Genomic DNA, 26,929 nt, shown 5'->3' with positions numbered 1-26,929 from the left:
GCTGAACCGCAGGCCCTCATCATCCTTTCCCTCCCTCCAGCGTCCAATAAGAACCGGGATCGCATGCTTCGGTATAGTTAGAATTCTGGCGTTCTCACTCTGGAGGTAGTTCCGTGCGAGTTCGAAGTAAAGTTGCGGTTGTCGTCACACTCGCGATGGCTCTGTGCTGTATTGCAAAGGCACAGGACCTGGCGAGCTTTGAGAAGCGAACTGCGGTCAAAGTTCTGCCTAACGGCCTCACACTCATCGTCTGCGAGCGTCCCGAAGCTCCCGTCTTCAGCTTCTATACCCTGGTCGATGCAGGCTCAGCCGACGACCCGCAGGGCGACAGCGGACTCGCTCACATGTTCGAGCACATGGCCTTCAAGGGCTCCACCGAGATTGGCACCACCGATTACCCGGCCGAAAAGGTCGCGCTCGCCAAGGTTGAGGTCGCCTACGCCGCCTACGACGCCGAATACCGCAAGCGCGTCGGCCAGGACCCCGCAAAGCTCGCGCAGCTCAAGAAGGCGTTCGAAGACGCGCAGGCAGCCGCGCAGGAGTATGTCATCCCCAACCAGTTCTCCGAGATCGCCGAGGCAAACGGGGCCGTCAACATTAACGCCTCCACCAGCGAAGACTCTACCCAATATTTCTGGAGCATGCCCTCCAACCGCCTCGAGCTCTGGGCGTACCTCGAAAGCCAGCGCATTGCGCGTCCTGTCCAGCGTGAGTTCTATAAGGAGCGCGACGTCGTGCAGGAGGAGCGCCGCATGCGCATCGACTCCTCGCCCATCGGCCGCATGGTCGAGCAGTTCCTCGCCACCGCCTACGTTGCCCATCCCTACGGACGCAGCGGCGTCGGCTGGGAGAGCGAGCTCAGCCAGATCAACGCCACCGAAGCCGAGGCCTTCCACAAGAAGTACTACGTTCCCTCCAACATCGTCATCGCCGTCGTCGGCGACCTCAAAGCCTCCGAGACCATGCCAGTCCTCGAGAAGTACTTCGCTCCCATTCCCGACGGACCGAAGCCTGAGCCGATGACCACCGTTGAACCGCCACAGTTCGCTGAACGAACCGTTGTTATCCGCGAGGCCACGCAGCCCTTCTACATCGAGGGCTACCACCGCCCCGACTACCGTGACCCCGACGACGCCGTCTACGACGCCATCACCGACGTCTTCTCGAACGGCCGCACGGCCCGCCTCTACCGCTCGCTCGTCCGCGACCAGCGCATCGCCGCTACAGCCGAGGGCTTCAGCGGCTTCCCCGGCTACAAGTATCCCGGCCTCTTCGCCTTCTATGCCGTGCCCCTCCCCGGCCACACGCCTGACGAGATGCGCACAGCGATCCACAAAGAGCTTGACCGCCTGAAGAACGAGGACGTCACCGACGAAGAGCTCACTCGCTTCAAAACGCGCGCGCGCGCCGATCTGCTCCGCGGCCTGGGTGACAACGAAGGTCTCGCCCATCAACTGGCCGAGTACCAGACACGCTTCGGCGACTGGCGGCAGCTCTTCCGCGAGCTGGACAAAATCGATGCCGTCACCAAGTCCGACATCCGGCGGATAGCCAATAAAGTCTTCGTCGAGAGCAACCGCACCAGCGCGGCCATCGAGTTCGTCGCTCCGCAGAAGCCAGCCACCAGCACGGGAGGTGCTCAGTGAAGCGTTCTTCAATTCAAGTTATCGCGCTGCTGAGCGCAACTGTCGCAGGCCCCATGGCTGTCGCGCAGGCAACAGCCACGCCCACAGCGCCTGTGCCCACTCACTCCGCTGCGCAGGCACAACCGTGGAAGAAAATCCCCATCCCGCCGCTGCACGCCTTCAAACCCCAGCAGCCAAAACGCATCGTGCTCTCCAACGGACTCGTCCTCTTCCTCCAGGAAGACCACGAACTCCCCTTTATCAACGGGAGCATCCTTATCCGCGGAGGCAGCCGCGACGAGCCCGCCTCCAAGATCGGCCTCGTCAACCTCTACGGCCAGACCTGGCGCACCAGCGGAACGGCAACCATCGGCGGCGACAAGCTCGACGATCAGCTTGAGGACAAGGCCGCGCACATTGAGACCAGCGGCAGCGTCGCCTCCACCTCCGTCACCTGGTCCAGCCTCAAAGGCGACTTCGACTCTGTCTTCTCCTCCACGATGGATCTTCTTCTCCATCCTGCCTTCAAGGCCGACAAGCTCAGCCTGGCCAAGCGCCAGATGGACACCGGCATCGCACGACGCAATGACGACGCCAGCGGCATTGCTATCCGCGAAGCCATCAAACTCGTCTACGGCCCCACCAGCCCTTACGCCCGGCAGGCCGAGTACGCCACCGTCGGTGCCGTCACTCTCGACGACCTCAAGGCATGGCACGACCGCACCGTCGTCCCCAACAACATGATCGTCTCTGTCTCCGGCGACTTTGACTCCCGCGCCATGGAGGCCAGGCTTCGCACGGCCTTTGAGGCTCTTCCACGCGGCGAGGCCTTTCAGTCCGAAAAGTTCACCTTCACCGATCCCAAGCCTGGCGTCAACTTTGTGGAAAAGGATGACGTCAATCAGTCCAACGTCCTTATCGTCGGCCTCGGCACAGAGCGCAGCAATCCTGATTTCTACGCCCTCAGCGTCATGAACGAGGTCTTCTCCGGAGGCTTCGGTTCACGCGTCGTGCAGAACGTCCGTACCAAACTCGGCCTCGCCTATGAGGTTAGCGGCAGCTTCGGGGCCTCTTACGATCACCCCGGCATCTTCTACGTCATCGCCGCCACCAAGAGCGTCAGCACAGTCGCGGCAGCCAAGGCCATGATGGAAGAAGTCGACCGCCTCAAGACCATCCCGCCCACGCCGGGCGAGCTAGCAAAAGCGAAGGATCAACTCCTCAACTCCTTCATCTTCCGTTACGACTCACCCGACAAGATTCTTGGTGAGCAGGTCACGCTCGACTTCTACGGCTACCCACCCGATTTTCTCGAGAAGTACAAGACCGGCATCGAAAAGGTCACCGCCGCCGACGTCTCGCGCGTAGCCAACAAGTACGTCAATCAATCAAAGCTCGGAATCGTCGTAGTCGGCAACGAAGGAGAAATCACTCCCAAACTCGATGCCCTGGGTAAGGTAACGACTCTCGACGTCACCATCCCGCCGCCACCCGGCAAACAGGGAGACTAAGGTCTTCCTCATCCTGAGCGAAGTCGCAAGGACCGGCAGCTTGGCCTTTGCGAACCTTCGCGTTACCTTAGCGCCCTTTGCGTTCGCCGTTGCGTTTGCAGTAGCTTTTGCATTTGTCGTTGGCGGGGTGGCCACCCTTCCAATCTCAATTAACCACAAACGCTCGGGTGCCCCATCCTTCGCGATTTTGCGAAGGGTCGGAATGTAAACTGCTCGGGTAGATGGCCCACATCTGGCCGCACCACCACGATCGGGTGCCCCATCTTCGGCGCGACTTCACCGCGCCTAAGGTGGGCAATCGCGCAAAGCGCGATCCCCTTTCCTCACTCACCCCTATTCTGGATAAAATCCAGCCATTCCGTTCGGCTCAAAGAATAAAGCGTCAAACAATTAAGATGAACGCTCAGTGAAAACGGGCAAACCTAAGAGACTGAATACATCGAGACCATTTCAAGAACCCCAAAGACCCTCGCGGGACTACAGTGATTCTCTTCCCTGCTCACAACATATCTCCGCTGCCGGACTCCGTTTAGGGTAGAAATTGGCATCAATTGGATAGGTGACCGCCATGATCAGGAGTCTCACTTCCGAATTGGCAATCGCCATTCTTCTCTGTGCTCCTATCCTGAGAGCGCAGGACCAGAGCGCCGGCACGACTCCCAGTCACGCAGGTCCGCCCGGTAAGGGCATCGACTATCTCTTCAACTACCTCAACATGGCCGGAACGACGAAGGCGAGCGACTTCAAGCCTATGACCCAGCATGAGAGAAACCGGCTCTACCTTAAAACCATGGTGAATCCGCTGGGCTACGCAAAGGCGGGACTGTCTGCTGGGCTCGATCAATGGGAGGACAAGCCCGAAGAATGGGAACAGGGCGCGTCTGGTTACGGCAGACGGTTTGGCAACATCATCGGACAGTATTCCATCCAACGCACGGTCACCTTCGGTCTCTCCAGCGCCTTGCACGAAGACAATCGCTACTTCAACTCAGGCAAGAGCGGTGTATGGCCACGCACCGGATATGCGCTCTCCAGCGGCATCCTTGCCCGCCGTGACGACGGCACCCGACACATCTCCATCTCTCAACTGGGAGGAGTAGCCGCCGGAGCGTTTCTCGCTCGCCTCTGGCAACCCCCAAGCACAGACTCCGCAGGAGACGGCGCTGTAAGCTTCGGAATCAGTATGGCCAGCAACATCGGATTCAGCGCGGCAAAGGAATTCCTCCCGGACATCGGAAGGGCCATCGCCAAAAAGCGCCAGAAGCCTTCAGCCGCCCAGTCCCCCGGGCATGATTAAGGCGCGGAGTCCAGTCCGCCTGGATTTCCACACCCAACCCTTGACACCCCTGCTAACCTTAAACGTAGAGATACAGAAGCGAAGCCCGGCTTAGCCGGGCTTCTGCATTTAACATTAACCGCAACCGAAGTCCAGACCTAAACAATTTGCTTTGAATACTTTGCACAAAATAAGGCGGGGGAGAGGTACCTTCTGAACATCAGAAGAAACTGGCGAAAAGAACGAGCCGAAACACCCATGAGAAGATAGCCAAAAGATGAACACCAAAGGATTCGCCATCGCCATCATGGCCGCCGGCAAAGGCACGCGGCTCAAGAGCAAGAGGCCCAAGGTTCTCCATGAGATTGGAGGCCAGGCACTTCTGCTCCACGTCATCGCCGCCGCCAAGACGCTCGTGCCCGCCGATCAGATCTACTGCATCATCGGCCACGAGGCCGACCGCGTGAAAGCGACCGTCGAATCCACCGGAATCCGCTTCGTCCTTCAGGAGGAGCAGCTAGGAACCGGTCACGCCCTCCAGATGGTCAAGGCATACTTCGCGCTCTCAGGAGAGCCCGTCCCGCAGAACCTGCTCGTCCTCTCCGGCGATGTGCCGCTCATCAAGCCCGAGACCATCGCCTCCATCGCTCAGCTTCACCTCGCCGAACGCGCGGCGATGACCATCCTCACCGCCGTCCCCAAAGATCCCAATGGCTATGGCCGTGTCCTGCGCCGCACGCCCGACGGCCCCGAGGTCACCGCCATCGTCGAGCAGAAATCGCTTAAGCCCGACCAACTCAGCGCCCCCGAGATCAACTCCGGGATCTACTGCTTCGAGACCTCCGCGCTATTCTCCAAGCTCGACCTGCTCTCCACCGACAACGCCCACCGCGAGTTCTACCTTACAGACGTCGCCGCCATGCTCGTCGCCGACGGCCGCCGCGTCGTCGCAGTCAAAGCGCAAAGCGTCGACGAGGTTCTCGGAGCCAACACCATCGCCGAGATGATGCACCTCGACGCCGCCATGCGCCTCGAAACCGCCAGCCGCCTCATGGCCTCCGGCGTCACTATCTTTCGCCCCGAGACCTGCATCATCGATGCCCAGGTCACCGTGGAACCCGACACCATCATCGAGCCCTTCGTCCAACTTCTCGGTGCCACAAAGATCGGCTCCGACTGCCGCATCCGCTCCTACTCCGTCATCCAGAACTCAGTCGTCGCCGACAACGTGACGATCCGCAACGGCTGCATTCTCGATGGAGCCGAGGTCTCCAACGGAGCCATACTCGGCCCCTACTCGCACCTCCGCCCCGAGAGCCGCATCGGCGAAGGCGCACACATCGGCAACTTCGTCGAGACCAAGAAGGTCACCATCGGCAAAGGCTCCAAGGCCAACCACCTCAACTACCTCGGCGACGCCGTCATCGGCGCCGGAACCAACATCGGTGCCGGAGCCATCACCTGCAACTACGACGGCGTGCACAAGCACCAGACCACCATCGGCGACGGTGTCTTCGTGGGCTCCGACTCCACGCTTGTCGCCCCGGTGACACTAGCCAGCGGTTCCTACATAGCCGCCGGAAGCTGCATCACCGAAGACGTTCCCGAAGGCGCACTCGCCTTAGGCCGCAGCCGCCAGACCACCAAGCCTGGATGGGTCGCGACAAAAAAGGCAAAGCAGGAAGCTAAAAAGGCTGTTGAGGAGACGCAGAGGTAAACCTCACTTTTCCTTGACTACTTCCGCAAGAACATCGTCCGCGGTCGTACGATCTCCATGAGCGTGGCTGACCTTTCGGTACAGAATCACGCCGTGTGAATCGATGACGAAGGTAGAAGGATAGGAAGTCTCGTGCGGTGCGTCCCATCGCAGACCATATTGATTGGTGAACTTGTAGTCGGGATCGATCACCAGATGGAAGTTGGCGGGAAGTTCGCCCTGCTTAGCTTGGAACTCTTTTGCTCGCTCACCCAGTTCAGCAGGCGGCCCCGGATAGACCAGCAGAACCTGCGTATTGTTCTCAGCGAACCGCCCGGCATTCACTTGAAAGTCATGTGCCTGACGCTGGCAGTATGGGCATTGATAGCCAGGGTAGCCTCGAAGGACCACCAGAACAACCTTGCCGTTTGCAGTAAGTTCTGAGAGACGAATTGCCCGCCCTTCCGGCGTAGACAAAGTAAAATCCGGCGCTGTACCTCCGACATCGGGAGTCTTGGCCGCAAGCAAACTGGGTTTAAACATCGTTGCTGCAAATACAAATAGCAGCACAATAAGACTTCGATTGATAGCCCAGGGCCCGCGCTGCCGTAGATTCTCTATCTTTATCTGCACACACACTCTCGATTCTTCCCTTGTGAGGAACTTGAAATTCACCTGATGCTGCTCATGAGACGCGAAAAAATATTTGCGGTCACAGGAAATCTAATCGCCAGGCAGCCGTCTCCAGCCCCTCAAAAGGAGAACACTCAAACTAACGTCTCGCTCTGCCCCGCCGATAAGAGAAACGGCGCGACCTGCGCCGAGGAGTCTCAGGTCAATGTCACAAGAACGAATCCTGGTAGTCGACGACGAGCCCGCCGTTCGCAGCATCATTGCGGCCATGCTCCAGCGCAGCGGCTACTCCCCCGTGCTCGCCAATGGCGCCGAAGAGGCCCTGATCCGTCTGCGCGAAGACCCAGCCTACGACCTCGTTCTATCCGACATCATGATGCCCGGCATCGACGGCATCTCACTCCTGGACCGCATCTCCGCCGATCACCCCGGCACTCCCGTCATCCTCATCACCGCTGTACACGACATCCACGTGGCCACTAACGCCTTCCGCCGTGGCGCAGTCGACTACCTGCTAAAACCCTTCGAACGTGCTCAGCTTGAGAGCGTCGTCTTTCGCGCAATCGAGCATGGCCGCTTGCGCCAGCAGCACAACGCCTATCGCCAGAACCTCGAAGACGCCGTCTCCGCTCGTACCGCTCAGCTTCGCGCAGCCATGCACGAGCTGGAGCGCAGCTACGATATCACCCTTGAGGCCATGGGCGACGCCCTCGACCTCCGCGACGAGGAGACCGAGGGCCACTCCCGCCGCGTTACAGCGTACACAATCGCCCTGGCCCGCGCCCTTGGGGTCAATTCCGATCATCTCAGCATCATCGCCCGAGGCGCCTTCCTGCACGACATCGGCAAGATCGCCACACCCGACGCTATCCTCCACAAGCCCGGCCGCCTCACCGCCGCTGAGATGGCCATCATGCGCGAGCACTGCCGCAGCGGCTACGAGATGGTGAGCAAGATTCCCTTTCTCCGCGACTCCGCCGAGATCGTCTACTCTCACCAGGAGCGCTTTGATGGCACCGGCTACCCTCGGGGGCTCCGTGGCTCCGAGATCCCCCTTGGCGCGCGCATCTTCGCCATCGCCGACACGCTTGACGCCATGACCTCCGACCGCCCCTATCGTAAGGGCACCACCTTCGCAGCGGCCCAGCAGGAGATCGCCCGCTGCTCTGGAACCCAGTTCGACCCCGCAATCGTCGAGGTCTTCCTTCGGGTGCCGCCCGAATCCTGGGCTGAGCTCCGTGGCGAGGTTGACAAAGCCTCAGTCTCCGCCCTGCCCACTCTGATCCGACCCACAGTTGCGCACGCCAAACCCTTCGGTCTAGCATCACTTACGCCGGAAGCACTGAAGGGAGCCGCCCATGCCACCGCTGACCCAGCCCGAGATCGATAGCCTTTTGAAATCGCAACCCGGATGGAAGTACGAGGGAGGCAAGCTTGTTCGTGACTGGACCTTCCCCGACTTTGTCGCCGCCATAACCTTCGTCAACCGGGTGGCCGAAATGGCGGAGGCCGCTGGCCATCACCCCGACATCGACATCCGCTACAACAACGTCCGTCTAGGCCTTGTCTCCCATGACGCCGGTGGAATCACGAGCCGCGATGCCGCCATGGCCTCTCAGCTCGATACGAAATTCCCCCTTTCCTAGTCGACAAGCCTACAACCTGTCTGCCGAACTGGTTTCGCGTCAACGCACAGGAATGACCTCGCCTACATTCAAGCCGCAATCAGCATTTTTATATGACAGAACGTATTTTCTTATACCCATCCTCCATATTGTGGTATATTCATAACTACGGGGCGCGTGTATCCGCTCCGGACAGTTCTTCAGTCCGGGACTATCCCTCGACTGACACGAGTTGCGTCACTGGCCTCCCGGCACGGACAAATTACCGTTCGTGCCGCCTTTTTTTGCCTTTGCCAGTCCTCACAACCCACCCATCAAGCCGAAAACACTGGTTTTAGCGCATCGAGCCGTTTAGGATGATTCCATGAAGCGCCTTCTGGGATGCGTTGCGTTGGGATTGGTCACCGTGGTGGCCTCAGGCCAGTGGACGAATCCGGCAAACGATGTGCCTGCCTACCACACTGCTCCCCCCAAAAAGCAACTGCCCGCGATTCTAAGCGGCGAACAGCTTACCGGGGAATACTTCTCCCACCCCTACCAGGTCACGGCATACAAGATGGCGGCTAATATCCCTGACGTTCTCTATCAGGAGCCATGCTACTGCCACTGCGATCGTGCCTTGGGACACAACAGCCTGCACAGTTGCTTCGAAGGCACCCACGGAGCCGCCTGCTCTACCTGCATGCGCGAAGTCGTATATGCGTACCAGCAGACGAAGAAAGGCCAGACCTCAGCACAGATTCGAGCCGGCATCGAGCGCGGCGAGTGGCAGATGGTCGACCTGACTGCCGCCGCCCTCTAAATCAGATCGCAGAGTCGGGCACCCAGATCAGCGTATGCTCAGAACATGACCTGGGTCTTCTGGGCGTTTCTCTCCGCGATCTTCGCCGGCGCGACAGCCCTCCTCGCTAAGGTAGGAATAGCAGGAATCGATTCCAACCTCGCGACCGCGATACGGACCACTGTGATCGTCCTCTTTACTTGGGCGATTGCACTTAGCCTGGAGAGGCACCACGGGCTGGCTGAGATCGGCCGTCGTAGCTGGCTGTTTCTCATCCTCTCAGGAGTCTGCACCGGACTCTCCTGGCTCTGCTACTTCCGTGCGCTGCAGCTTGGACCAGCCTCAAGCGTTGCTCCTATCGACAAGCTGAGCGTCGTCTTCGTGCTCCTCGGCGCCTGGCTCTTCCTCGGCGAACGGCTCACTCCGGTGAAGATCGGGGGCGCATCTCTGATCGTGGTCGGCGCAGTGGTTCTTGTATTCGCCTGAGTGGCTGGTCCTTCAGCGTATACTTGAGACAGTTCTTTGCACAGCCCAAGACATTGTTGGTGCCAGCTCCAAATGGGGGCGTCACGGCTTCGACGGGATTGCTTGCGGCAGAGAGGCATGCCGGGGTGTGGACACCCGTAATCGCTCACAAAACTATAAGTGCCAACAACAATCTGGCTCTTGCTGCTTAATTAACTAAGTAGCCGATCGCTCAAGCTTCGCCTACGGGCCTGTACCGATCGTCGCACAGTAGGCTGGTCTTCCCTGCTCCGTCTGCGCGGGTCGGACGAGATCAATCAGACTGGTCGTCGTCGCATCTTTGTCCGTTCTAAGCGCCGATGACGAGACAAAATGAACAGGAAAAAGCATGAAGGCTCTCTGTTGAAAGTTTTTTCGGACGCGGGTTCGACTCCCGCCGCCTCCACCACATACGCGTTTTCCTTTCATTTGCATTGAACGACAAGGCGTCACTCGCGAATATAGGAAGCGCAGTTCTCAAGCTTCACGCCATCCGCTTCGCGAAGCAGGAAAAAGCGCATCGAGCGACGTGCAAGTGACTAAAAAATAGCCAGTTACCAACCGTTTGTTTTCAACGATAACTCCTTTCAGGGCGAAATCCCTCGGTGCCCTACCATCGCGCACCTTGCGACGGGCGAGAAGGAAGCTGGATCAACTTACCCGCCATTAGCACACCCAAGCCCTTTCATCCTTGTACCCTCCTCTCCCTAGTAATTCTGCTAGTTTCAGTTTCATCAATTGGCCGATAGCCTGAACTTGAAATCTGAGAACCGAGGGGAGTACCTTGCTGCCATGTGGTCAGGCCCCCACCAACCACTGAGAGAGGTTTTATTATGAAGCGAACCGCATTATGTGCTCTAGTGAGCTTTGCGATGACCCTGCCAGCAGTTGCTCAAAACAAGATCGACGATCGCTTGGGTGACTCGGCCGAAGTTCTGAAACAAATCCTCCTTAAGCCAGACGAAATTCCTCAGGTCTTTCTCGACAGATCGGTCTGCGTCCTCGTCTTCCCCTCCGTCAAGAAGATCGCAGTAGGCATTGGCGGGACTTACGGCCGCGGAGTGATTGTCTGCCGGACCGGAACAGACATGACCGGCCCCTGGTCCGCACCTGCAATGTACAAGATCGACGTCGGCAGTCTTGGGGTGCAGCTCGGCAGCTCTTCCACCGACTACGTATTGCTCGTCGAAACCAAGACCGGCGCAGAAAAGGTCCTCTCCGGCAAGATGAAGCTTGGTGCTGACGCAAGTGCCGTTGCCGGCCCTACTGGCGCTAAGGCAGTGGGCGCCAACGACCCCAAAGTCGATGTCCTCACCTACTCAAGGGCCAAGGGACTGTTCGCCGGCGCGTCCTTGGGCAGTGCATCGCTCGACACCGATGACGACGCGAACAAGAACGTCTATGGCAAAGACATCACAGCAAATCAGATCGTCCGCGAGGGCGGAGTCACCACGACACCCGCCGGAAAACCCCTGGTGAATGTCCTCGAGAAGCATTCGCCGAAGCACAAAGGCTGACTTGCGATTCGTCCAATATTCTGGCTTTGGCAGCGATTCGATACCTTGGCTTCACGCTGCTAAATCCCGCTCAATCAGGACTTCCAGCTTCCCCTTGCGTGCTGCACTCTTGAGAGTTTCATAATCGCGTTCCGTTTGATCGACATAGGCGACTGAGAAGGCCGCAATAGCTTTATCGAAAATGTCGCCTTTGCCCAGATAACGCTGATCACTGCGGGTTCCCCGGAGCGAGCGTGGCTGCCAGTGTCGAGCCGGATTGCCGCGTCAAATTCCTTGTGACCAGAGCCAGCACCAGAAAAGTTTGGCGCTGCAAGCGTTTTCGATTCTCATGCGAGATCCGCATGTCATTTTCGTCGATGAAGATATCCATCCCGAACTGCCTCATTCGTTATGACCATGTGAACTTGGACGCTGCCGGGAGCGCCTTCTTCCTGCGAATGAGCGAACTGCCCTTGAAATCCCAATGCAGCCAGCGCACCAAGCGATCCTAGCGTCCCTATATGATTCTTCATCATTGCCTCCTAGAGGCAGACCAATCTTATTTCTTGAGGTCTTGACCGCAAACTTTTCTCCGCCCGGTGTGTTGGGGTAAGTCTTTTCTAGCTATCTAACTAATTGTCCCGAAATAGCGAAACTAGGAAAAACACTAGAGCCCGGAGATCTCGGGGTGTTGGATTCACACGAACAGGCGGTTGCGGGAAAGTGCGCAAAGGATCGCAAAGGACACAGCTCACCACTAATTCCCATGCAGCCCGTTGGGGAGTACCGTGTGGCTGATCACCCCCTAGCACTTTTGCCAGTTACACAGGTGCCTTTGCTCTGAGGAGAATAATCTTAACGCGAATGCACCATAGGCGTGCTTCAGCGCGGCCGGGCTTTCCGGTCAGTACATGATTGGCATATTGACACACGAAGCATATAGAAGAATGACACTTATACGGACAATAGAGCGGCTTTTCTTGGCGGTAGGCCTTACCCTACTCGCTGTTTACCTCGGTATCCGAATCCATGGTGAACTGTCGTCCCGTCTGGCCGTTCTGGCTTTCCAGGCAGCACAGAGTTCAGCGCCTGCGCCGGAAGAGAGGTCGGATGGGCAAACCATCTCCGGGGTAGACGTTAGCCTCTGGTCGGAAAAGAGAATCGCGGCATTTAAACAGAGCTTAACTCAGCACTTTGATCCGCCCAAGGTGCTGCTGCGCATCTCGAAGATCCATCTTGAGGTACCAGTTTTTGAGGGAACTGACGATTTGACGTTGAACCGCGGCGTGGGACGGATCACAGGTACCGCTCGCGTGGGAATGAATGGAAACATCGGCATCGCCGGCCACAGGGATGGTTTCTTCCGGGGATTGAAGGACATCCAGACTGGGGACACGGTGGATTTGGTCATGCCAGACAGAACAGAAAAATTTGCAGTCGACAAGATTCAGATAGTCGATCCAAACAATGTGAGTGTACTGCAATCCGGCCCCATATCTTCATTGACTCTTGTTACCTGTTATCCCTTCTATTTCATCGGCAGTGCCCCCCGGCGGTATATCGTTCACGCGTCTCTTATCGGCTCTGAGCCGTCAGGCATCGGAACCGGCAAGCAATTTATTTCTATATCCAGCAGTGACAGCCATCAGGAGAGGACAGAATGAAAAGGACCATATCAGCAACCATATGCAGATTGTTTGTGGCGAGCGCAGTTTGCTTGCCCCTTGCTGTTACGGGGCACGCACAAGTCCAAACAACAACTACCACGGCCAGTGGATCACCTACACACCAGGTGACTGTTGAGCGAGGAACAGTCGCGCTCGTGGATGGGAACGATCTATTCGTGAAAATGGAGGACGGGTCGCTTCGCCACTTTCCAAACGTACCGGAAAGCGCCCGGATCACGGTAGGCGGCCAGCAACTCGGAATCCACGATCTGAAACCAGGCATGAAGCTAGAACGAACCATAACGACAACCAGCACTCCTCAGACAGTTACAACCGTACAGACCGTCACAGGGAAAGTATGGCAAGTGCAACCGCCGTCGCACGTGATTTTGACTCTGGAAGACGGGACGAATCAATCATTCAGGATCCCTAAAGACCAGAAGTTCAACATTGACGGCACGATGGTCGATGCGTGGGGCTTGAAAAAAGGCATGAGGGTTTCGGCGACTAAAGTCGTTGAAACTCCGGTCAACGTAGTTACACAAGCGAAGAACGTGACTGGCGAAATGCCTCCTCCGCCACCTCCCCCGGATCAGCCGATCCTGGTCGTCGTAGTTCGCCATCCAGCTCCGCAAGTTGCTGAGGCTGCGCCAGAGCCGGCTCCGCAGCAGTTGCCCAAGACTGGAAGTCTGCTACCGTTGGTTGGATTGCTGGGAATATTTTGCACCGGTGTGTCGCTGAGCATCCGACGGTTGAGCCGGTCTTGATAACGAACTGTAATTCAAGAGGCTCAACTTGGCAGCAGTCGTGGGCTGTGCGCAGGCTTATCTTGTGACACGAAATCTGCCCAAACTGGCGCACCTTGCGTCCAGCACCAGGGCACCGGCAGGCGCGCGGCCAAAGCCAATTGATCCAAAGGGGGGATATTTGCAGAACACACAACTTCACTCTAAGGTCTGGCGGGAGCCTTGACTCTCAGCGCATGCTCTTCGCAAGAGAAAGCGGAAACTATCGAATGGTCGCACTCCGGATTGGGGAAGTTGTAACCGTGAAGTGACAGCCAGTCGGCCTTTTGACACCGACTAGTGGAAGTCCTAGTAGATGCGCCATATTCAAATCTCTAGTTTACTTACGACAATGGTGCTCAATCACTACACTTAGCGTCGAACCATTGCTTCAGGAAAGGCAAGCTGCGCATGACCGGGCAGCTCAGCTCGTCTGGATCAATAAAATCAATGCCCACCACCGGCACGATGATGCGGAAGAGCATGCCGCGGACAAACTTTGTCCGCACCGGATGCTCTTTATGTGCCTGTCTCCTCCTGCTTGGCATTCTGTGTTGTGACTCCGCACCTGCGCAACCGGGCATTCCCAGCCCTGCACAGAATGCCAAACCGGAGGTTCCCCAAGATACTCTTGGACGCACTACTCCTCGAGGCGCTGTTCTAGGCTTCCTGAGCGCTGCGGGAAAGAACGACAACGAAACCGCAGCACGCTACCTGAATACCCGTCTGAAGGGCGAGCCAGCCGCAGAACTTGCTCGCCAACTCTTCGTTGTCCTAAACCGCCGACTGCCTGCAAACCTCAACCAGCTGAGCAATCGGCCTGAAGGCTCTCAGGCGGATCCACTACACCCGAACCTGGAGTTGATAGGAACCATCCCAAGCAGCGAAGGCAATGTCGAAATTCTCCTTGAACGTCTGGATCGCAAAGAGGCCGGATCGTTATGGCTTTTTTCGCGCGGAACTCTCGACTCAATCCCCGGTCTCTACAAAGAGATCAATACCCAATCTGTCGAGAAGATTCTCCCTGAATTCCTGACGAAAAGGAAAGTTGGCCCTATCCCACTGTTTCAGTTGCTCGCCATATTCGTGGGTATGCCTTCTCTCTACTTGCTCACTGGTCTGCTCAACCGGGTGTTGAGCCATATTGTCGGCCTGTTACGCCGGCGTCTGCGGAAAAAACCAGATTTGCCAGATCCGGACGTATTGCCAAGACCGATCCGCCTCCTTGTGCTGGTGTTCGTCATACGCTGGACCCTCTCCCATTTCAGTTTCCCGCTGCTGCAGAGGCAGTTCTGGTCCATCGCTGCGACGGTAATCACAATTGCAGCTATTGTTTGGCTATTCATTATTCTGAACGGCTGGGTCGAACAGCTGATCCACCATCGACTCATGCGCCACAGATACACGGGGGCCTCTGCGATCTTGCGTCTCGGGCGCAGAATGGTCGATATACTAGCCATCTTCGTCGGCGTGCTCACCGGCCTCTACTACTTTGGCCTGAACCCTACAGCGGCGTTGGCTGGGCTAGGCGTAGGCGGTATCGCCGTTGCCCTTGCCGCGCAGAAGACCTTGGAAAATTTGATAGGGGGCACCTCGATCATACTCGACCGTGTCGTGCGGGTAGGAGACATGGTGAAGATAGGAGACGCGTTCGGCGCGGTGGAGGACGTTGGCCTGCGTTCAACGCGAATCCGGACCCTTGACCGGACAGTAGTCAGCGTGCCCAACGGACAAATAGCAAACGCCAGCCTCGAGAACATCACCATGCGCGACAAGTTCTGGTTCCACCAAAACCTGAACCTGCACAAAGAAACCACTGGTTCCCAGATGCGCTCCTTCGTTGAAGGTGTGACGAACCTGCTGGCTCAGAATCCCGCGGTGGAGCGTGATTCGTTCCGTGTGAGCTTCCTCTGTCTGGGCACATTTTCTCTCGATGTCGAGCTCTTTGCTTACGTCTTTGCTCGTGGTTGGCCTCACTTCCTTCAGATTCAGGAGGAGCTTCTGCTTCAGATTATGGAGCTTCTCCAATCGGCCGGAATCCAGATGGCGGTACAGCCACATGCTGTCAGCCTTCCGGCGCCAACTACCTCCGACGGAGACAGGCCGCAGGCATTGGCCACAAATCCGAACCCATGACAACTCGACGCACGGCGAGACGATGGCTCGCAGTGCTCGTCAAACCCCGAAAAGACAACGGAGCCCGGACTCTAACGCGGACACCGAGTTACCCCGTACTAGCACACTGGGATTACGATCTCCGGCCCGCTTTGGTTAATGCGCCCAAGAGCTAAGAACCCGTCGCTTGGCATTTGTCTCGACACTGCGCTTAGCGGGAAACCGGCGGAGAAATGAATCGGCGTCCTGCGAGTGCATCGACGATGGCGGGAACAAGATCTATTGCGATTCGGGATTTGACCACATAACCGAGCGCACCTTCGGTTAGGCATGCGTGAACAAATTCAACCCTCTCGTGCACAGTGAGAAAAACGAATTTTGCTGCGGACCCAGCCAGTCGCAGCTCATGGGCCGCCTCAATCCCGCTGAGTCCAGGCATGGATATGTCCAGCACTATAATGTCAGGCTGTAGCCGCCCAGCCTCGGAAATCAGGTCCGGGCCAGTACCGACATCCCCTATGATTTCGAAGTGTGGCTGCAGCAAGGCTTTGACCCGTTCTATCATCGGGCCGTGATCGTCGGCCAGCAAGATACGGGGCCGCTTCAAGACGTACCTACCTTCTGCAGAAATTGGCTGGGGCCTTGTCCGGCAATCCCAAACTCCGCTGGACCACAGACGCCATCTTCCTGCTAGTCACTGATAACTCGATCTGCTGTGGAAGAGTCCCGACCGGATTCGGCATAAACTCTTTCCTCAGTGAAACTTCAACCCCTCCACCAGCTCCTCCGGTGACGCATCTGCATTCGTTCGGCGACGACCGGTGCCTTGTTCAATCGGCAGCATGGGCTCTCAGCGCACCGACAAAGGAGCGTGCTCTTAAGAATGGATGTTATTGAATGATCCGTCGCGCTGCCACTAGGAGAACTTATAGTCGATCAGACCGAAATGAGCTGTTGCTTTAGTGCCAAGAGCACGAGGTCAGCGTTACTTTTGAGGTTGTATGACCTCATGATGTGATACTTGTGGAACATCACTGTCTTTTCACTGACATGAAGAATGCCGCCGACTTCTTTCATGGGGCGCCCCTCAGCGAGCAACTGTAGTACTTCACGCTGACGCGGAGTCAAATCCTTTGAGAATTGCAGAGCACGGGCCTCACGCACTGCCCAGTTCTCCGGTTTGAGCCTGGGAGTAACGTAGGACTTGCCTCGCAAAACCTCCGTTATCGCAGTCAACAGTTCCGATGCTGCAGAATGCTTGAGGACGTATCCTACAGGTCCCAGGCTAAGCGCGGCGGCTGCCAGATTGAGGTCATCTTTCATCGTTAGGAAAACGATCTTCACTTTTGGGACCAATTGTCTGAGCCTCTCGGCCGCGTCCAAACCATTCATGAGAGGCATACATACGTCCAGGATAACAACGTCTGGTTTCAGGTCCAGAGCGGCGGCCACCAGCGCTCGACCATCTGAGACAACCCCGACAACATCGTGGCCTTTCTCTTCTAATAGAGATCGAAGACCTTCTATCACCATCTTATGGTCATCTGCGAGGAGAATTCGTGGGCGTGCTATCGATTGGTTGAAGTCTTGCATATGCAATCCTCCTGGTGCTGCAGTCACGGGGCTGCGGTCACGGTTGCCCTATAACTCATATGGTTTGCCTTTACCGCCAATGGAACCAAAACATGAATCTCTGTACCCTCTCCAGGTTGCGAGCGGATTTCAAATCGTCCTCCCAACAGCCGCAAGCGTTCCTGCATACTCCTTATGCCGAGACCGGTTCTCGCCCGCGACAAGTCAAACCCTCTTCCCTTATCTGCGATGGACAACCAGATCGCTTGTTCCGTTCCCTCGAGCCGTACTTCGGCTCTGGATACGCCGCTGTGGCGTTTCATATTGCGGAGACCTTCCTGGGTGACGCGAAACAAGCACAGCCCGATATCGGGTGGGACAGAACGTGGAATATTTTCATGCGTGAAATCAACTTGGATGCCATGTTGTTCCGCAAACTCTCCGCACAAAGAACTCACTCCAAGGACCAAACCGAGGCTTTCCAGCGTGGAGGAGTGCAGGCGATGGGACAAGGAGTGCAAATCGGCTCCGATCTCGCTGGCTCGATTCCAAAGTTCATGCAGCCGCTGGCTGGCCTCAATGGGTGAATCCGAAACTGTCTGTGCTGCCCTTTCCAAATCTATTGCCAATACCGCGAGTCGCTGATTGAAATCATCATGCAGTTCCCGGGCAAGTCGGCTGCGCTCCTTCTCCTGCAGATCGATCAGCCTGCCACTCAATTCCAGGCGTTCCTCCTCAGCCTGCTTGCGGTTCGTGATCTCGCTGCGTGTGATGACCGCTCCTCCCTCCGAGGTTTTGAGAGGAGTCACGGACGTCAGGAACCATTGCCGTCCGTGGGGCGACTGCTGCGACCACTCGATCTCGAATTGTGGCTGCTCCCCCTGCAGTACAGCATTGATTCCAGTCAGGATCTCGCCGGCAACCGGGTTGCTGGCATTCATGCGCTGATAGATTTCCAGGCAGTTTGCACCTACATGGAACTCCGCTTCGGAGACCATTCCCGGACAAGCCTCCCGCTCCACTTGCGAGTTGGTACCGAGGATATTGCCGCTGCGATCGACCACCGCAACGTCGCTGCTGAGAGAGGCCAGAATAGCGCTTTTCAGCAGTTCGCTGGTCAGGAGCGCTTCGTCCGCTCGCTTGCGCACCAATGCGTTCGCGAAGGTTTGTCCAAGCATTTTGCACTGCTCGACAATCTCTTCCGACCACTGACGTTCCCGCTGGCTTACAAACGCGAGAACACCCAGTACTGACACTCTGGCCTTCAGAGGGACAAATACGCTTGCTCGTTCACCACGCCCCCGCAACGATTCGCGCTCCCCGGCAGACATCTCGATGCACTGATCGAAATCGGAGATAACCAGTGTCTCGTTTTTCGATAGTTTCGCCACAAGATACGGAAGGTCTTCACTTTTTAAGGAGTAGCTCAGCATGGCACTGCTCTGCACGCTACGGCTGTGGGTAATCTGAAGCTCCCTGCCATCCTTCTTAAACTCAAGCATGCTAATCCTGTCGATTGCCAGAGATCCGACTACGCGAGTCAATGCTGAATCGATTCCCAAATCAACCTTGTCCGCCGGCAGATCAATAAAATAAGTGGATAGTTCAGAGATCAGCCTTTCGAAGTTCATCTCAAGCTCTAGTTCGGTTTCAGCCAACCTGCGGCGCCTTCGTTCGATCAACAGATAGCCGCTTAACAGAGTCAATACAAACGTGACCAACGACGTTGGTATGACGAGCCACTTGTGTTTTTCCCATAATGTGGGTTCACGGTATAAAACAACGCTGCCCAATGGCAGATTACGCTCGCTTATCCCCCAGCGCTTCAACGCTTGCCAATCGAACATGTAAACACTCGTACCTTGGACGATGGGGATGTTTTGCGGCCCTGTTCCTTGCAGTATCTTGATTGTGTCTTCGGCGGCGACACGGCCTTGAGCAGCAAAACTACTCAAATACCCGCCTACTACACCGTGACCAAGAAGCGTATCGGCGAGTCCGAAAGTTGGTGCATTTGCGGCTCCGGCTACCATCGGAGCCGATTGTGTTGCGTTAAAGAAATGCATCCCTTGAGAATCCCGCTCTATTGAGGTGTACAGGATGATTGTGTTATCTGGCAGCTGCCTCACGCGACTCTTAAGAGATGGCATGTCCAGACGTGTCAGGTCAATGATGTCAAGCTTGCTTTGAAAGGCGCGCAGACTCGTCTTTACTAGATTCTCGAGGTGCATGTCATACGACGTCGTGCCCCCGACAACGGCCACGTGCTGAGTTCGAGGCCGCAAGCGAAGCGCCACTTCAATTGTCTTCTCCGGCTCTAAGACCATCCAGGCGCCTGTGAACCTGGAATCGAGCACAGGATTATCAGCTTGTTCCTTGCTGCTCCCACAAAAGACAATAGGCGTATCCGGGAAGAATTGTTTCCGCGACCTAGCGAGGAACTTGATGGGCGATGGACCGAGAGCAAGGATCACGTCTGGCTTGTGATTGCGGTATCTGTGGGCATACCATTCGTGAAGCTCATTTTGAGAACCTTTATCCAAAATCAGAGTCGTCTCAAGATATTCACTGTAAAACTGTACTTCGTAAGGCAATCTTTCCATCACTGCTGCACGGATCTCTTCGTCAACTAAGGAGACGGCAGGAGCAGAGAGGCCGACCTCGGTGATCACGAGGACTCGTCGAGCTTTTGAGACCATGTCCTCCGAGGCCGATGACAGGTGGAGGGAGCACACAGCGACGACCATAGCGAGCATAAGGTACGCTCGTCTGTAGCGTTTCAAGCGGTCGTCCTTTGCTGCAGTGTTCCTCAGCACAGCAAACCCCACTTATTTCAGTGGGCATATATAACCCTGTTTTTGTCACTGACGACGGGTGCGAACCGTCTGGGGCTTTTCGCGGTACGTAGACAAGTTACTTCGGACAGCCTCATGTTCCAGGCTGCACTTTCACAGCAGGATCATGTAGCAGGCTTTAGATCGCGCGATTGCCCCATCGTTTCCATGCGCCAGAATCTGCACGAGCCTGGACCCTAAACAGTTAGATGGTACTACTCTGCTTCATTTTTCGCCTTGGAGATGAGAACCCCATGCCCCATATCCGCGCCAAATCCTTTCGAATGAGAGAATCCTTCGGCTTTGAGGCGCAGGCTGCGTTGCCGGGAATTCGTCCCATTCCGCCAAATCTCAAATGTCACCTCGAACGAACTCTTTGCGACTCCATATCTCAGAGGCAGCTTGCCATTCGAGAAATGATCTTTCGACGGTGAAACATAGTAGGTCCTTAACATACCGTTCCGAAAATGCGATCTCTGCCACTGGTAAGGGAGGAGTGAGAACAAGTGACAAGGCCGCCAGCAGAAAAAGCAAGGCAGCAAGAAGCAGCAGCCCCTCCTCGATGTTCAAAGGCAGGGGAATGATCCAGGCGATGAGAATGCCCAGCAACGGGACCAAGACAAAATTCCCGATAAGCGCGTTCATCAGGAGCCGTCTGTTGTGGACACTTGACACAGCTCTGAGACCGTCACCTCCAGTCCGATGGACAACATTACGCTAACCAGAAACAAGATCGTGCAAGCCAAGAAGGAATCGAGACCTTTCAAAGGGCGTTCTCGGCGTGCATGGACGCACGCGGCTATTCCGTAAAGTGACCAGCAACCGTTGACCTCACGTATCTCGATCTCGGAAGCGTCGAAGGAGGTGTATTGTAGCAACAAGTGGAACATCGAAAGAGGCATCAAACTAGACATGGATCATTAAGTTGCTTGTTTTCAATATGATGTCTGGTTCAACTCCTCCACCAAAATTCTTCTCTCTGCTTCAGAAAATATTAAGGTTTGCTCCCTAGTCTCTTCTTCATGGTCACTCTGAGGAAAGGGATACAGTCGCTCAGCGTTATCTCGTGCGCGCTCTGCTGCATATCCTCCGCGATTGGAAATGCGCAAGCCACACCCGGTAACACAGAGCCTGCATCGCAACCCATTAGCATCACCCTTGCTGAAGCAATCCGCCGGGCCCAACAGAATGAGCCCGTTTTCGTGACCGCATTGGCAGAGCAGCGTTCCGCCACAATCGACCGCTATCTGACCAAAGCCGCTATGCTTCCGTCCGTCACCTACCACAATCAGCTGCTTTATACGCAGCCGAATGGTGGGGTGATCAACAATCAGTCCTCTCCCGTCTTTATAGCGAACAACACGGTTCACGAATACATAAGTCAGGCTTCCATCAATGAGACCCTGAGCGTCAAGCAGGTTGCCGACGTCCGCGCTGCGGCAGCAAAATCCGCACGCGCTGACGCCGAGCTCGAATTGTCACGCAGAGGATTGGTCGGAGCGGTCGTCAATCTCTATTACTCCGTTCAGAGTACCGACAAAAGGCAAACTCTGTTCGAAGAGGCTCTGCGTGAGTCACAATCCTTCACAGACCAGACCCAAAAGCGAGAGGCCGCACGCGAGGTGGCACACGCCGATGTTGTGAAGGCCCAGCTGCAGCAGCAGCAGAGACTGCGAGATCTCCTCGACGGCCGCGTCGCTGCCGAAAAAGCTCGCCTCGAGCTCGCCGTACTTCTCTTCCCAGACCCGCGAACTCCATATACGACGCTGCCCCCCGACCAACTCGCCCCCATGCCCACGCGAGAGGAAGTCAATGCAGTCGCATCAACAAACAACCCCGAAGTCAAGAGCGCGCTCGCATCTCTGCAACAGAGCGACGCTGAAGTGCTCGGCGCAAAGGCAGCGTACCTCCCGGATCTCGCGCTCAACTTCACATACGGTATTGACGCACCGCAGTTTGCCAAGCGAGGACCTGACGGCATAAACAACCTCGGCTACTCCATCTCTGGCACAATCGATATTCCGGTGTGGGACTGGTTCTCGACGCAGAAGCGGATCAAGCAGAGTAAGATTCGGAACCAGGCAGCGCACGTAATGTTGACCTCAGCCCAGCGCAGACTGATCGCCACCCTGGATGAGTCCTACTCAGAAGCAGCCACCGCGCGCGAACAACTCGACTTGCTCGACCAGAGCGTTCGGACAGCAACCGAAAGCCTTCGCCTGACAAACCTCCGGTACACCGCCGGCGAAGCGACTGCACTCGAGGTCGTTGATGCACAGAGCTCATTGATCTCCGCTCAGGTCGCTCAGGCGGATGGAATGGTACGTTATAACGCCGCACTCTCCAATCTCAAACTACTCTCGGGCAACTTGTGAGAAAACATATGAACCCTACCCTCATCCAAGCTCGTCGGCCTCGAATCAGCGCATTATTCCTCTGTGGTACGTGCCTCTTCCCTCTCGCGATCGGCTGCAAACACGCTGACACGGAAGCCACAACCCTGGTGACCGTACAGGCCCAGAAGCCCGAGTCCGGCGCTATCGCTGAGCACATCGTGACCGACGCTACTCTGTCGCCGTTCGCTCAGGCTGCCATCTCCCCCAAGATCACAGCGCCTATTCGGAAGTTCTATGTTCAGCGCGGGTCGCACGTAAAAGAGGGACAGCTGCTGGCTGAACTCGAGAGCAGCGATCTCACAGCCACCGCGCTGGATAATCAAGGCCAATACGAAGCGGCGCAAGCGTCGTTTAATACTCAGACCAAGGCCCAGGTTCCCGAAGACTTCGCCAAGGCACAGCTTGATGTCGCGCAGGCAAAGGCACAGGTTCAGTTGAGTGAATCCATCGCAACCGCAAGGAAAAAACTTTACACTGAGGGCGCAATTCCCGGTCGGGACTACGACACCGCCGCCGCCGCACTCGTACAGGCAAAAGCAGCCTATGATGTGGCAGTCAACCACCTCAATTCTCTGCAGAACGTAAGCCGCGAGGCTGCGCTGAATCAGGCACAAGGACAACTCACCTCCGCCAAAGGAAAGTTTCTTAACGCGGAGGCGCAAGTCTCTTACTCAAGGATCCACAGTCCGATCAACGGCGTGGTGACAGATCGCCCCCTCTTCCCCGGAGAGACAGTAGCTTCAGGCAGTACCCTTCTGACTGTGATGGATACCTCTAACCTCCTCGCGAAGGTTCATCTCGCCCAGGGAATCGCGCAACAACTCAAAGTCGGTGACGACGCGGAGATCAACATTCCCGGAGTGAATGAGCCCGTCGCATCAAAGGTCTTCCTTATCAGCCCTGCACTTGATCCCGGCAGCACGACAGTGGAAGTCTGGCTGAAAGTCGATAACAAAGCGGGCCTGTATAAGGCTGGAACGCCCGTTCACGCATCGATCACCGGCAGAACAGTTCCAAAGACTCTTAAGCTCCCCATGACCTCCATTCTTACAGCACAGGATGGCGGCAAATACGTAATGATTGTCGGTGGGGATGGAGCAGCCCATCGCAAGCCTGTCTCTCTTGGAATCAACGACGGTGATGACGTGCAGGTCGTCACTGGAGTGTCTAATGACGATACCGTCATCGTCTCAGGAGCATACGGACTGGACGAAGGTACCAAAGTAAAGGTCGGCGCTGCCGAAGAGGATGCAAAGTAATGCTGATCACCGAACGCGTTACTCAAACAACGAAGACATTCTGGCTCGTCCGTTTCCGCGGAGCGATCTTCTTCTTTCTGGTGGTCCTCTCATTGGCGGGCATCTACGCGTCGCGTCAGGTCCCCATCTCCGTCTTTCCGGAGACGAACTTTCCGCGCGTCGTCATCGGCGTTGACAACGGAGTCATGCCCGTTGAACAGATGCAGGTCCTGATTACCAAGCCAATTGAAGACGCAGTCAATGCCGTGCCTGGTCTGCTGACGGTTCGCTCAACAACAAGCCGTGGCTCCGCCGAGGTAAGCCTCTTCTTCGACTGGAACGCCGACATGTTCCACACGTTACAGTTGGTAGACGCCGCATTGAGCAAGATCAGGCAGGAGCTGCCAGCCACGGCGGCTGTCACGACCAACCGCCTCACCTTCGCCACCTTCCCTATTCTTGGCTACAGCCTTACCTCGGACACACTCTCACAGACGCAGCTTTGGGAGCTGGCAACCTACGACCTCAAGCCACTACTGAACCGCGTGGGAGGTGTTAGCACGGTAACCGTCCAGGGCGGCAAGGTTCCGGAGTTTCATCTCGTACCGAATCTTGCGCGGATGCAGAGCGCCGGCGTGACGATCCTCGACTTGGTCAACGCGGTTCAGGCTTCCAATATCATCGACTCGCCTGGGCTCTATGAGGCCAATCATCAACTGATCCTCGGGCTGGTCGGAGCGCAGGTGCACGATGCAGACCAACTCGCCCGCCTCGTCGTCAAGACGACCCCAAATGGTGCTCCTGTTCGAGTCTCCGACGTTGCAACTGTGCAACCTGGTGTGATGCCTGTGTATACCACCGTCACGGCCGAAGGAAAGCCGGGCGTGTTGCTGAACATCACTCGCCAGCCATCGAGCAATACCGTTGCGGTAGCCGATGCCGTCTTCGCCGAAGTGCAACATCTCAAGAAGACTCTGCCCAACGGTGTGCGCTTCGAGCCGTATTACGACCAGTCTGAGCTTGTACGTGAAAGCATCCGCAGCGTTCGTGACGCGATCTTCATCGGCCTGCTGCTCGCCTGCATCATCATGTTCTTGTTTTTGAGTGATTGGAGCTCCGCACTCGTCGCCGGCCTGGTCATTCCCGTTACTATTGCGATTACGATTCTGTTCCTCTGGATCATCGGCGAAAGCTTCAACCTCATGACGCTTGGCGGCCTCGCAGCAGCGATCGGCCTGGTCATCGACGACGCGATCGTCGTGGTCGAAAACATCGTGCTGCACCGCGACTCTGGCGAGAGCCGCGCCGAGGCAGCGCGATTGGCCCTGCGTGAGATTACCGTTCCGTTGATCGGATCGACCATCACACCGGTCGTTGTCTTCCTGCCACTGATCACAGTAACTGGCGTCACAGGCAGCTTCTTTCGCGCCCTCGCCGTCACCATGACCACTGCCCTGCTCACGTCATTGCTGCTCGCGTTGACCTGGACTCCCGGTTTGAGCCTCTCTCTGCTGAAAGAGAAGCATGCCTCCCTCTCCCACGACGAATCCACGGCGGAACATGAACATGGCCGCATCATGACTCTCGTATTACGCTGGCATAGCGCTGGTCTCGCCTGGGCCTTGCGAAGACCGTGGATGCTTTTGGGCATGTGCGGTGCTCTTGTTTTTGCATCCTTCTTCGCCTATCAGGGCCTTGGATCCGACCTCCTCCCCGAGATGGATGAGGGCGGCTTCATTCTCGACTACATCATGCCCGCCGGCAGCTCTTTGACAGAGACCAACCGCGTACTCACTCGTGTCGACCAGATTCTGCACGAAATTCCTGAAGTGGAGAGCACCTCGCGCAGGACGGGCCTGCAGATGGGCCTCGCGACTGTCACCGAAGCGAACACCGGTGACATCACTGTCCGGCTCAAGAACAAGCGCAGTCGCGGTATCGATGAAGTCATCGCCGATGCACGAGCGGAGATCAAGAAAACTGAGCCCGAGCTCGACATCGAGTTCACCCAGGTACTACAGGACATGATCGGCGATCTATCAAACGCGCCAGAGCCGATTCAGCTTAAAGTCTTTTCAAATAACCCCGCCTCGCTGGCGGAGCTTGGCCCTCGTATTGCAAACGCCATCAGCAAAATCGGCGGTGTCGTCGATGTACAGAACGGCATCGACAACACGATTAGCGGCCCAGCGACAACCTTTCAAATAGATCCCTCAGTCGCATCAAGAATGGGTTTTACACCAACAGAGATCGCGGAAGACGCGACCTCTATTCTTGATGGAGTCACGACAACCGATCCTCTGATTGCAAACGGACGACCCTATACCGTACGTGTGCGGCTCGGAGACGAGACACGTCAGTCGCTCGATTCAATTCAGAACACAGTCTTTAATAGCGCAACAGGCAAAACGGCTACTCTGGGAGCGCTGGCGCAGATTCAACAACTGCCGCCGCAGAACGAGATTCGCAGAGAGAACCTCCAACAGATTGTCGTCGTAACCGCTCGACTCGAGGGCTCAGATCTCGGCACCGCCATCGCGAAGGTTCAACGCGTTGTCAGTGGGATGCATCTGCCTCCGACCGTCAGAATCGAGTATGGTGGAACCTATCAGGAGCAGCAGAAGTCCTTCCGGGAACTTCTCCGGGTTCTGCTGCTTTCGCTGACTCTTGTCTTCGGCGTCCTGCTCGTGGAGTTCCGCAACTTCTTCGCACCTGCCGCAATCCTTACATCATCCGTCATGTCGATTGCCGGTGTCGTTATGGCCCTCCTTATTACAGGTACGACATTCAACGTAGCGTCATTCATGGGCGTCATTATGGTCATTGGTATCGTGGCGAAGAACGGAATCCTGCTGCTCGATGCGGATGAACGATACCGCCGTGAAGGCATGTCCGCTTACGACGCGATGGTGCACGCAGCGCAGCGCCGCCTCCGTCCCATCCTGATGACTGCTACCGCAGCCATCAGCGGCATGCTCCCGCTGGCGTTCGCGATTGGCGCAGGCTCACAGATGCTGCAACCACTCGCCATTGCGGTAATTGGAGGCCTTGTCATCTCCATGGTGCTAAGCCTGATCGTGACGCCCGTCGTGTACTACATTCTCACCAAGCAGCGAAGCTGCCATACGGTACTGGCATAAAGGGCTGCAAACGCCGAGAGCCTGCGCAGATGCGC

Annotated in this window: 22 protein-coding genes and 1 other RNA gene; 16 read left to right on the top strand and 7 right to left on the bottom strand. The window is 56.6% G+C overall.

Annotated features, from left to right (window positions below; genetic code table 11):
- Window positions 1-113 precede the first annotated feature (113 nt).
- The 4 genes from OHL16_RS02010 to glmU all read left to right on the top strand — a co-directional run bounded on the left by OHL16_RS02010 (window position 114) and on the right by glmU (window position 6,129).
- The gene (locus tag OHL16_RS02010; protein ID WP_263365402.1) at window positions 114-1,646 is read left to right on the top strand and encodes a M16 family metallopeptidase; all 1,533 of its coding nucleotides are present in this window, start codon (window positions 114-116) and stop codon (window positions 1,644-1,646) included.
- On the top strand, window positions 1,643-3,136 hold the full coding sequence (locus tag OHL16_RS02005; RefSeq protein ID WP_263365401.1) for a M16 family metallopeptidase: 1,494 nt from the start codon (window positions 1,643-1,645) through the stop codon (window positions 3,134-3,136). The genes OHL16_RS02010 and OHL16_RS02005 overlap by 4 nt, the downstream gene beginning before the upstream one ends.
- Before the next feature lie 592 nt (window positions 3,137-3,728).
- Window positions 3,729-4,433 carry a hypothetical protein gene (locus tag OHL16_RS02000; protein WP_263365400.1) on the top strand — a complete coding sequence of 235 codons (705 nt, stop codon included), beginning with the start codon at window positions 3,729-3,731 and terminating at the stop codon, window positions 4,431-4,433.
- Between the two features lie 256 nt (window positions 4,434-4,689).
- Window positions 4,690-6,129, top strand: coding sequence for a bifunctional UDP-N-acetylglucosamine diphosphorylase/glucosamine-1-phosphate N-acetyltransferase GlmU (gene glmU / locus OHL16_RS01995; RefSeq protein ID WP_263365399.1), 1,440 nt, complete (start codon window positions 4,690-4,692; stop codon window positions 6,127-6,129).
- Between the two features lie 3 nt (window positions 6,130-6,132).
- On the opposite strand, the gene OHL16_RS01990 is transcribed toward glmU, so the two are convergent.
- A complete protein-coding gene (locus OHL16_RS01990) occupies window positions 6,133-6,783 on the bottom strand; it encodes a peroxiredoxin family protein (protein ID WP_263365398.1) in 651 nt (216 codons plus the stop codon).
- 163 nt (window positions 6,784-6,946) lie between these two features.
- On the opposite strand from OHL16_RS01990, the gene OHL16_RS01985 reads away from it, so the two are divergent.
- The 6 genes from OHL16_RS01985 (at window position 6,947) to OHL16_RS01960 (ending at window position 11,168) form a co-directional block, all read left to right on the top strand.
- Window positions 6,947-8,131, top strand: a complete 1,185-nt coding sequence (locus tag OHL16_RS01985; RefSeq protein WP_263365397.1) for an HD-GYP domain-containing protein — start codon at window positions 6,947-6,949, stop codon at window positions 8,129-8,131.
- Window positions 8,100-8,387 carry a 4a-hydroxytetrahydrobiopterin dehydratase gene (locus OHL16_RS01980; RefSeq protein ID WP_263365396.1) on the top strand — a complete coding sequence of 96 codons (288 nt, stop codon included), beginning with the start codon at window positions 8,100-8,102 and terminating at the stop codon, window positions 8,385-8,387. Before OHL16_RS01985 ends, OHL16_RS01980 begins: the two co-directional genes overlap by 32 nt.
- 343 nt (window positions 8,388-8,730) lie before the next feature.
- Complete coding sequence (locus OHL16_RS01975; RefSeq protein ID WP_263365395.1) at window positions 8,731-9,168, top strand: CYCXC family (seleno)protein; 438 nt, start codon at window positions 8,731-8,733, stop codon at window positions 9,166-9,168.
- Window positions 9,169-9,213: 45 nt separating this feature from the next.
- Window positions 9,214-9,633, top strand: coding sequence for an EamA family transporter (locus tag OHL16_RS01970; protein ID WP_263365394.1), 420 nt, complete (start codon window positions 9,214-9,216; stop codon window positions 9,631-9,633).
- A gap of 74 nt (window positions 9,634-9,707) precedes the next feature.
- Window positions 9,708-10,060, top strand: a transfer-messenger RNA (tmRNA) gene (gene ssrA, locus OHL16_RS01965).
- 463 nt (window positions 10,061-10,523) lie between these two features.
- Window positions 10,524-11,168, top strand: coding sequence for a lipid-binding SYLF domain-containing protein (locus tag OHL16_RS01960; protein WP_263365393.1), 645 nt, complete (start codon window positions 10,524-10,526; stop codon window positions 11,166-11,168).
- 51 nt (window positions 11,169-11,219) lie between these two features.
- On the opposite strand, the gene OHL16_RS20160 is transcribed toward OHL16_RS01960, so the two are convergent.
- Together OHL16_RS20160 and OHL16_RS01955 are read right to left on the bottom strand one after the other, a co-directional pair.
- Window positions 11,220-11,366 (bottom strand): DUF2252 family protein, encoded by a 147-nt coding sequence (locus OHL16_RS20160; protein ID WP_396127146.1) that lies wholly within the window; start codon window positions 11,364-11,366, stop codon window positions 11,220-11,222.
- 10 nt (window positions 11,367-11,376) lie between these two features.
- Window positions 11,377-11,538 carry a hypothetical protein gene (locus OHL16_RS01955; RefSeq protein WP_263365392.1) on the bottom strand — a complete coding sequence of 54 codons (162 nt, stop codon included), beginning with the start codon at window positions 11,536-11,538 and terminating at the stop codon, window positions 11,377-11,379.
- A 589-nt stretch (window positions 11,539-12,127) separates the two neighbouring features.
- On the opposite strand from OHL16_RS01955, the gene OHL16_RS01950 reads away from it, so the two are divergent.
- The 3 genes from OHL16_RS01950 (at window position 12,128) to OHL16_RS01940 (ending at window position 15,735) form a co-directional block, all read left to right on the top strand.
- Entirely contained in the window at window positions 12,128-12,811 is a 684-nt protein-coding gene (locus OHL16_RS01950; RefSeq protein WP_263365391.1) for a class D sortase, read from the top strand.
- Window positions 12,812-12,990: 179 nt separating this feature from the next.
- Complete coding sequence (locus OHL16_RS01945) at window positions 12,991-13,581, top strand: hypothetical protein (protein WP_263365390.1); 591 nt, start codon at window positions 12,991-12,993, stop codon at window positions 13,579-13,581.
- A gap of 468 nt (window positions 13,582-14,049) precedes the next feature.
- Window positions 14,050-15,735, top strand: coding sequence for a mechanosensitive ion channel family protein (locus tag OHL16_RS01940; RefSeq protein WP_263365389.1), 1,686 nt, complete (start codon window positions 14,050-14,052; stop codon window positions 15,733-15,735).
- A gap of 190 nt (window positions 15,736-15,925) precedes the next feature.
- Here the strand turns inward: OHL16_RS01940 and OHL16_RS01935 are convergent, their stop codons facing one another.
- From OHL16_RS01935 to OHL16_RS01920, 4 genes are all read right to left on the bottom strand, one after another.
- The gene (locus tag OHL16_RS01935) at window positions 15,926-16,321 is read right to left on the bottom strand and encodes a response regulator (RefSeq protein WP_263365388.1); all 396 of its coding nucleotides are present in this window, start codon (window positions 16,319-16,321) and stop codon (window positions 15,926-15,928) included.
- Window positions 16,322-16,650: 329 nt separating this feature from the next.
- Window positions 16,651-17,307: a response regulator gene (locus OHL16_RS01930; protein WP_263365387.1), complete on the bottom strand. Its 657-nt coding sequence runs from the start codon at window positions 17,305-17,307 to the stop codon at window positions 16,651-16,653.
- A 23-nt stretch (window positions 17,308-17,330) separates the two neighbouring features.
- Complete coding sequence (locus OHL16_RS01925) at window positions 17,331-19,958, bottom strand: histidine kinase (protein ID WP_263365386.1); 2,628 nt, start codon at window positions 19,956-19,958, stop codon at window positions 17,331-17,333.
- A gap of 513 nt (window positions 19,959-20,471) precedes the next feature.
- On the bottom strand, window positions 20,472-20,765 hold the full coding sequence (locus OHL16_RS01920) for a hypothetical protein (RefSeq protein WP_263365385.1): 294 nt from the start codon (window positions 20,763-20,765) through the stop codon (window positions 20,472-20,474).
- 377 nt (window positions 20,766-21,142) lie between these two features.
- Here OHL16_RS01920 and OHL16_RS01915 point away from each other — a divergent pair, with 377 nt between their 5' ends.
- From OHL16_RS01915 to OHL16_RS01905, 3 genes are all read left to right on the top strand, one after another.
- Window positions 21,143-22,495, top strand: a complete 1,353-nt coding sequence (locus OHL16_RS01915; RefSeq protein WP_396127145.1) for a TolC family protein — start codon at window positions 21,143-21,145, stop codon at window positions 22,493-22,495.
- Between the two features lie 128 nt (window positions 22,496-22,623).
- Complete coding sequence (locus OHL16_RS01910) at window positions 22,624-23,775, top strand: efflux RND transporter periplasmic adaptor subunit (protein ID WP_263365384.1); 1,152 nt, start codon at window positions 22,624-22,626, stop codon at window positions 23,773-23,775.
- Window positions 23,775-26,894, top strand: a complete 3,120-nt coding sequence (locus tag OHL16_RS01905; protein WP_263365383.1) for an efflux RND transporter permease subunit — start codon at window positions 23,775-23,777, stop codon at window positions 26,892-26,894. The genes OHL16_RS01910 and OHL16_RS01905 overlap by 1 nt, the downstream gene beginning before the upstream one ends.
- Window positions 26,895-26,929 lie beyond the last annotated feature (35 nt).

This window comes from Edaphobacter bradus (genome assembly GCF_025685645.1).
Classification (GTDB): domain Bacteria; phylum Acidobacteriota; class Terriglobia; order Terriglobales; family Acidobacteriaceae; genus Edaphobacter; species Edaphobacter bradus.
Note: the sequence above shows the minus strand (reverse complement) of the source record. Positions and strands in the feature narration are given on the sequence as shown.

Coding starts and splice junctions, on each gene's coding strand:
- OHL16_RS01940 (WP_263365389.1), top strand. CDS start 14,050: ATGCCCACCACCGGCACGATGATGCGGAAGAGCATGCCGCGGACAAAC.
- OHL16_RS01915 (WP_396127145.1), top strand. CDS start 21,143: ATGGTCACTCTGAGGAAAGGGATACAGTCGCTCAGCGTTATCTCGTGC.
- OHL16_RS01930 (WP_263365387.1), bottom strand. CDS start 17,307: ATGCAAGACTTCAACCAATCGATAGCACGCCCACGAATTCTCCTCGCA.
- OHL16_RS01980 (WP_263365396.1), top strand. CDS start 8,100: ATGCCACCGCTGACCCAGCCCGAGATCGATAGCCTTTTGAAATCGCAA.
- OHL16_RS01955 (WP_263365392.1), bottom strand. CDS start 11,538: ATGGATATCTTCATCGACGAAAATGACATGCGGATCTCGCATGAGAAT.
- OHL16_RS01920 (WP_263365385.1), bottom strand. CDS start 20,765: ATGAACGCGCTTATCGGGAATTTTGTCTTGGTCCCGTTGCTGGGCATT.
- glmU (WP_263365399.1), top strand. CDS start 4,690: ATGAACACCAAAGGATTCGCCATCGCCATCATGGCCGCCGGCAAAGGC.
- OHL16_RS01985 (WP_263365397.1), top strand. CDS start 6,947: ATGTCACAAGAACGAATCCTGGTAGTCGACGACGAGCCCGCCGTTCGC.
- OHL16_RS01970 (WP_263365394.1), top strand. CDS start 9,214: ATGACCTGGGTCTTCTGGGCGTTTCTCTCCGCGATCTTCGCCGGCGCG.
- OHL16_RS01960 (WP_263365393.1), top strand. CDS start 10,524: ATGACCCTGCCAGCAGTTGCTCAAAACAAGATCGACGATCGCTTGGGT.
- OHL16_RS01975 (WP_263365395.1), top strand. CDS start 8,731: ATGAAGCGCCTTCTGGGATGCGTTGCGTTGGGATTGGTCACCGTGGTG.
- OHL16_RS01905 (WP_263365383.1), top strand. CDS start 23,775: ATGCTGATCACCGAACGCGTTACTCAAACAACGAAGACATTCTGGCTC.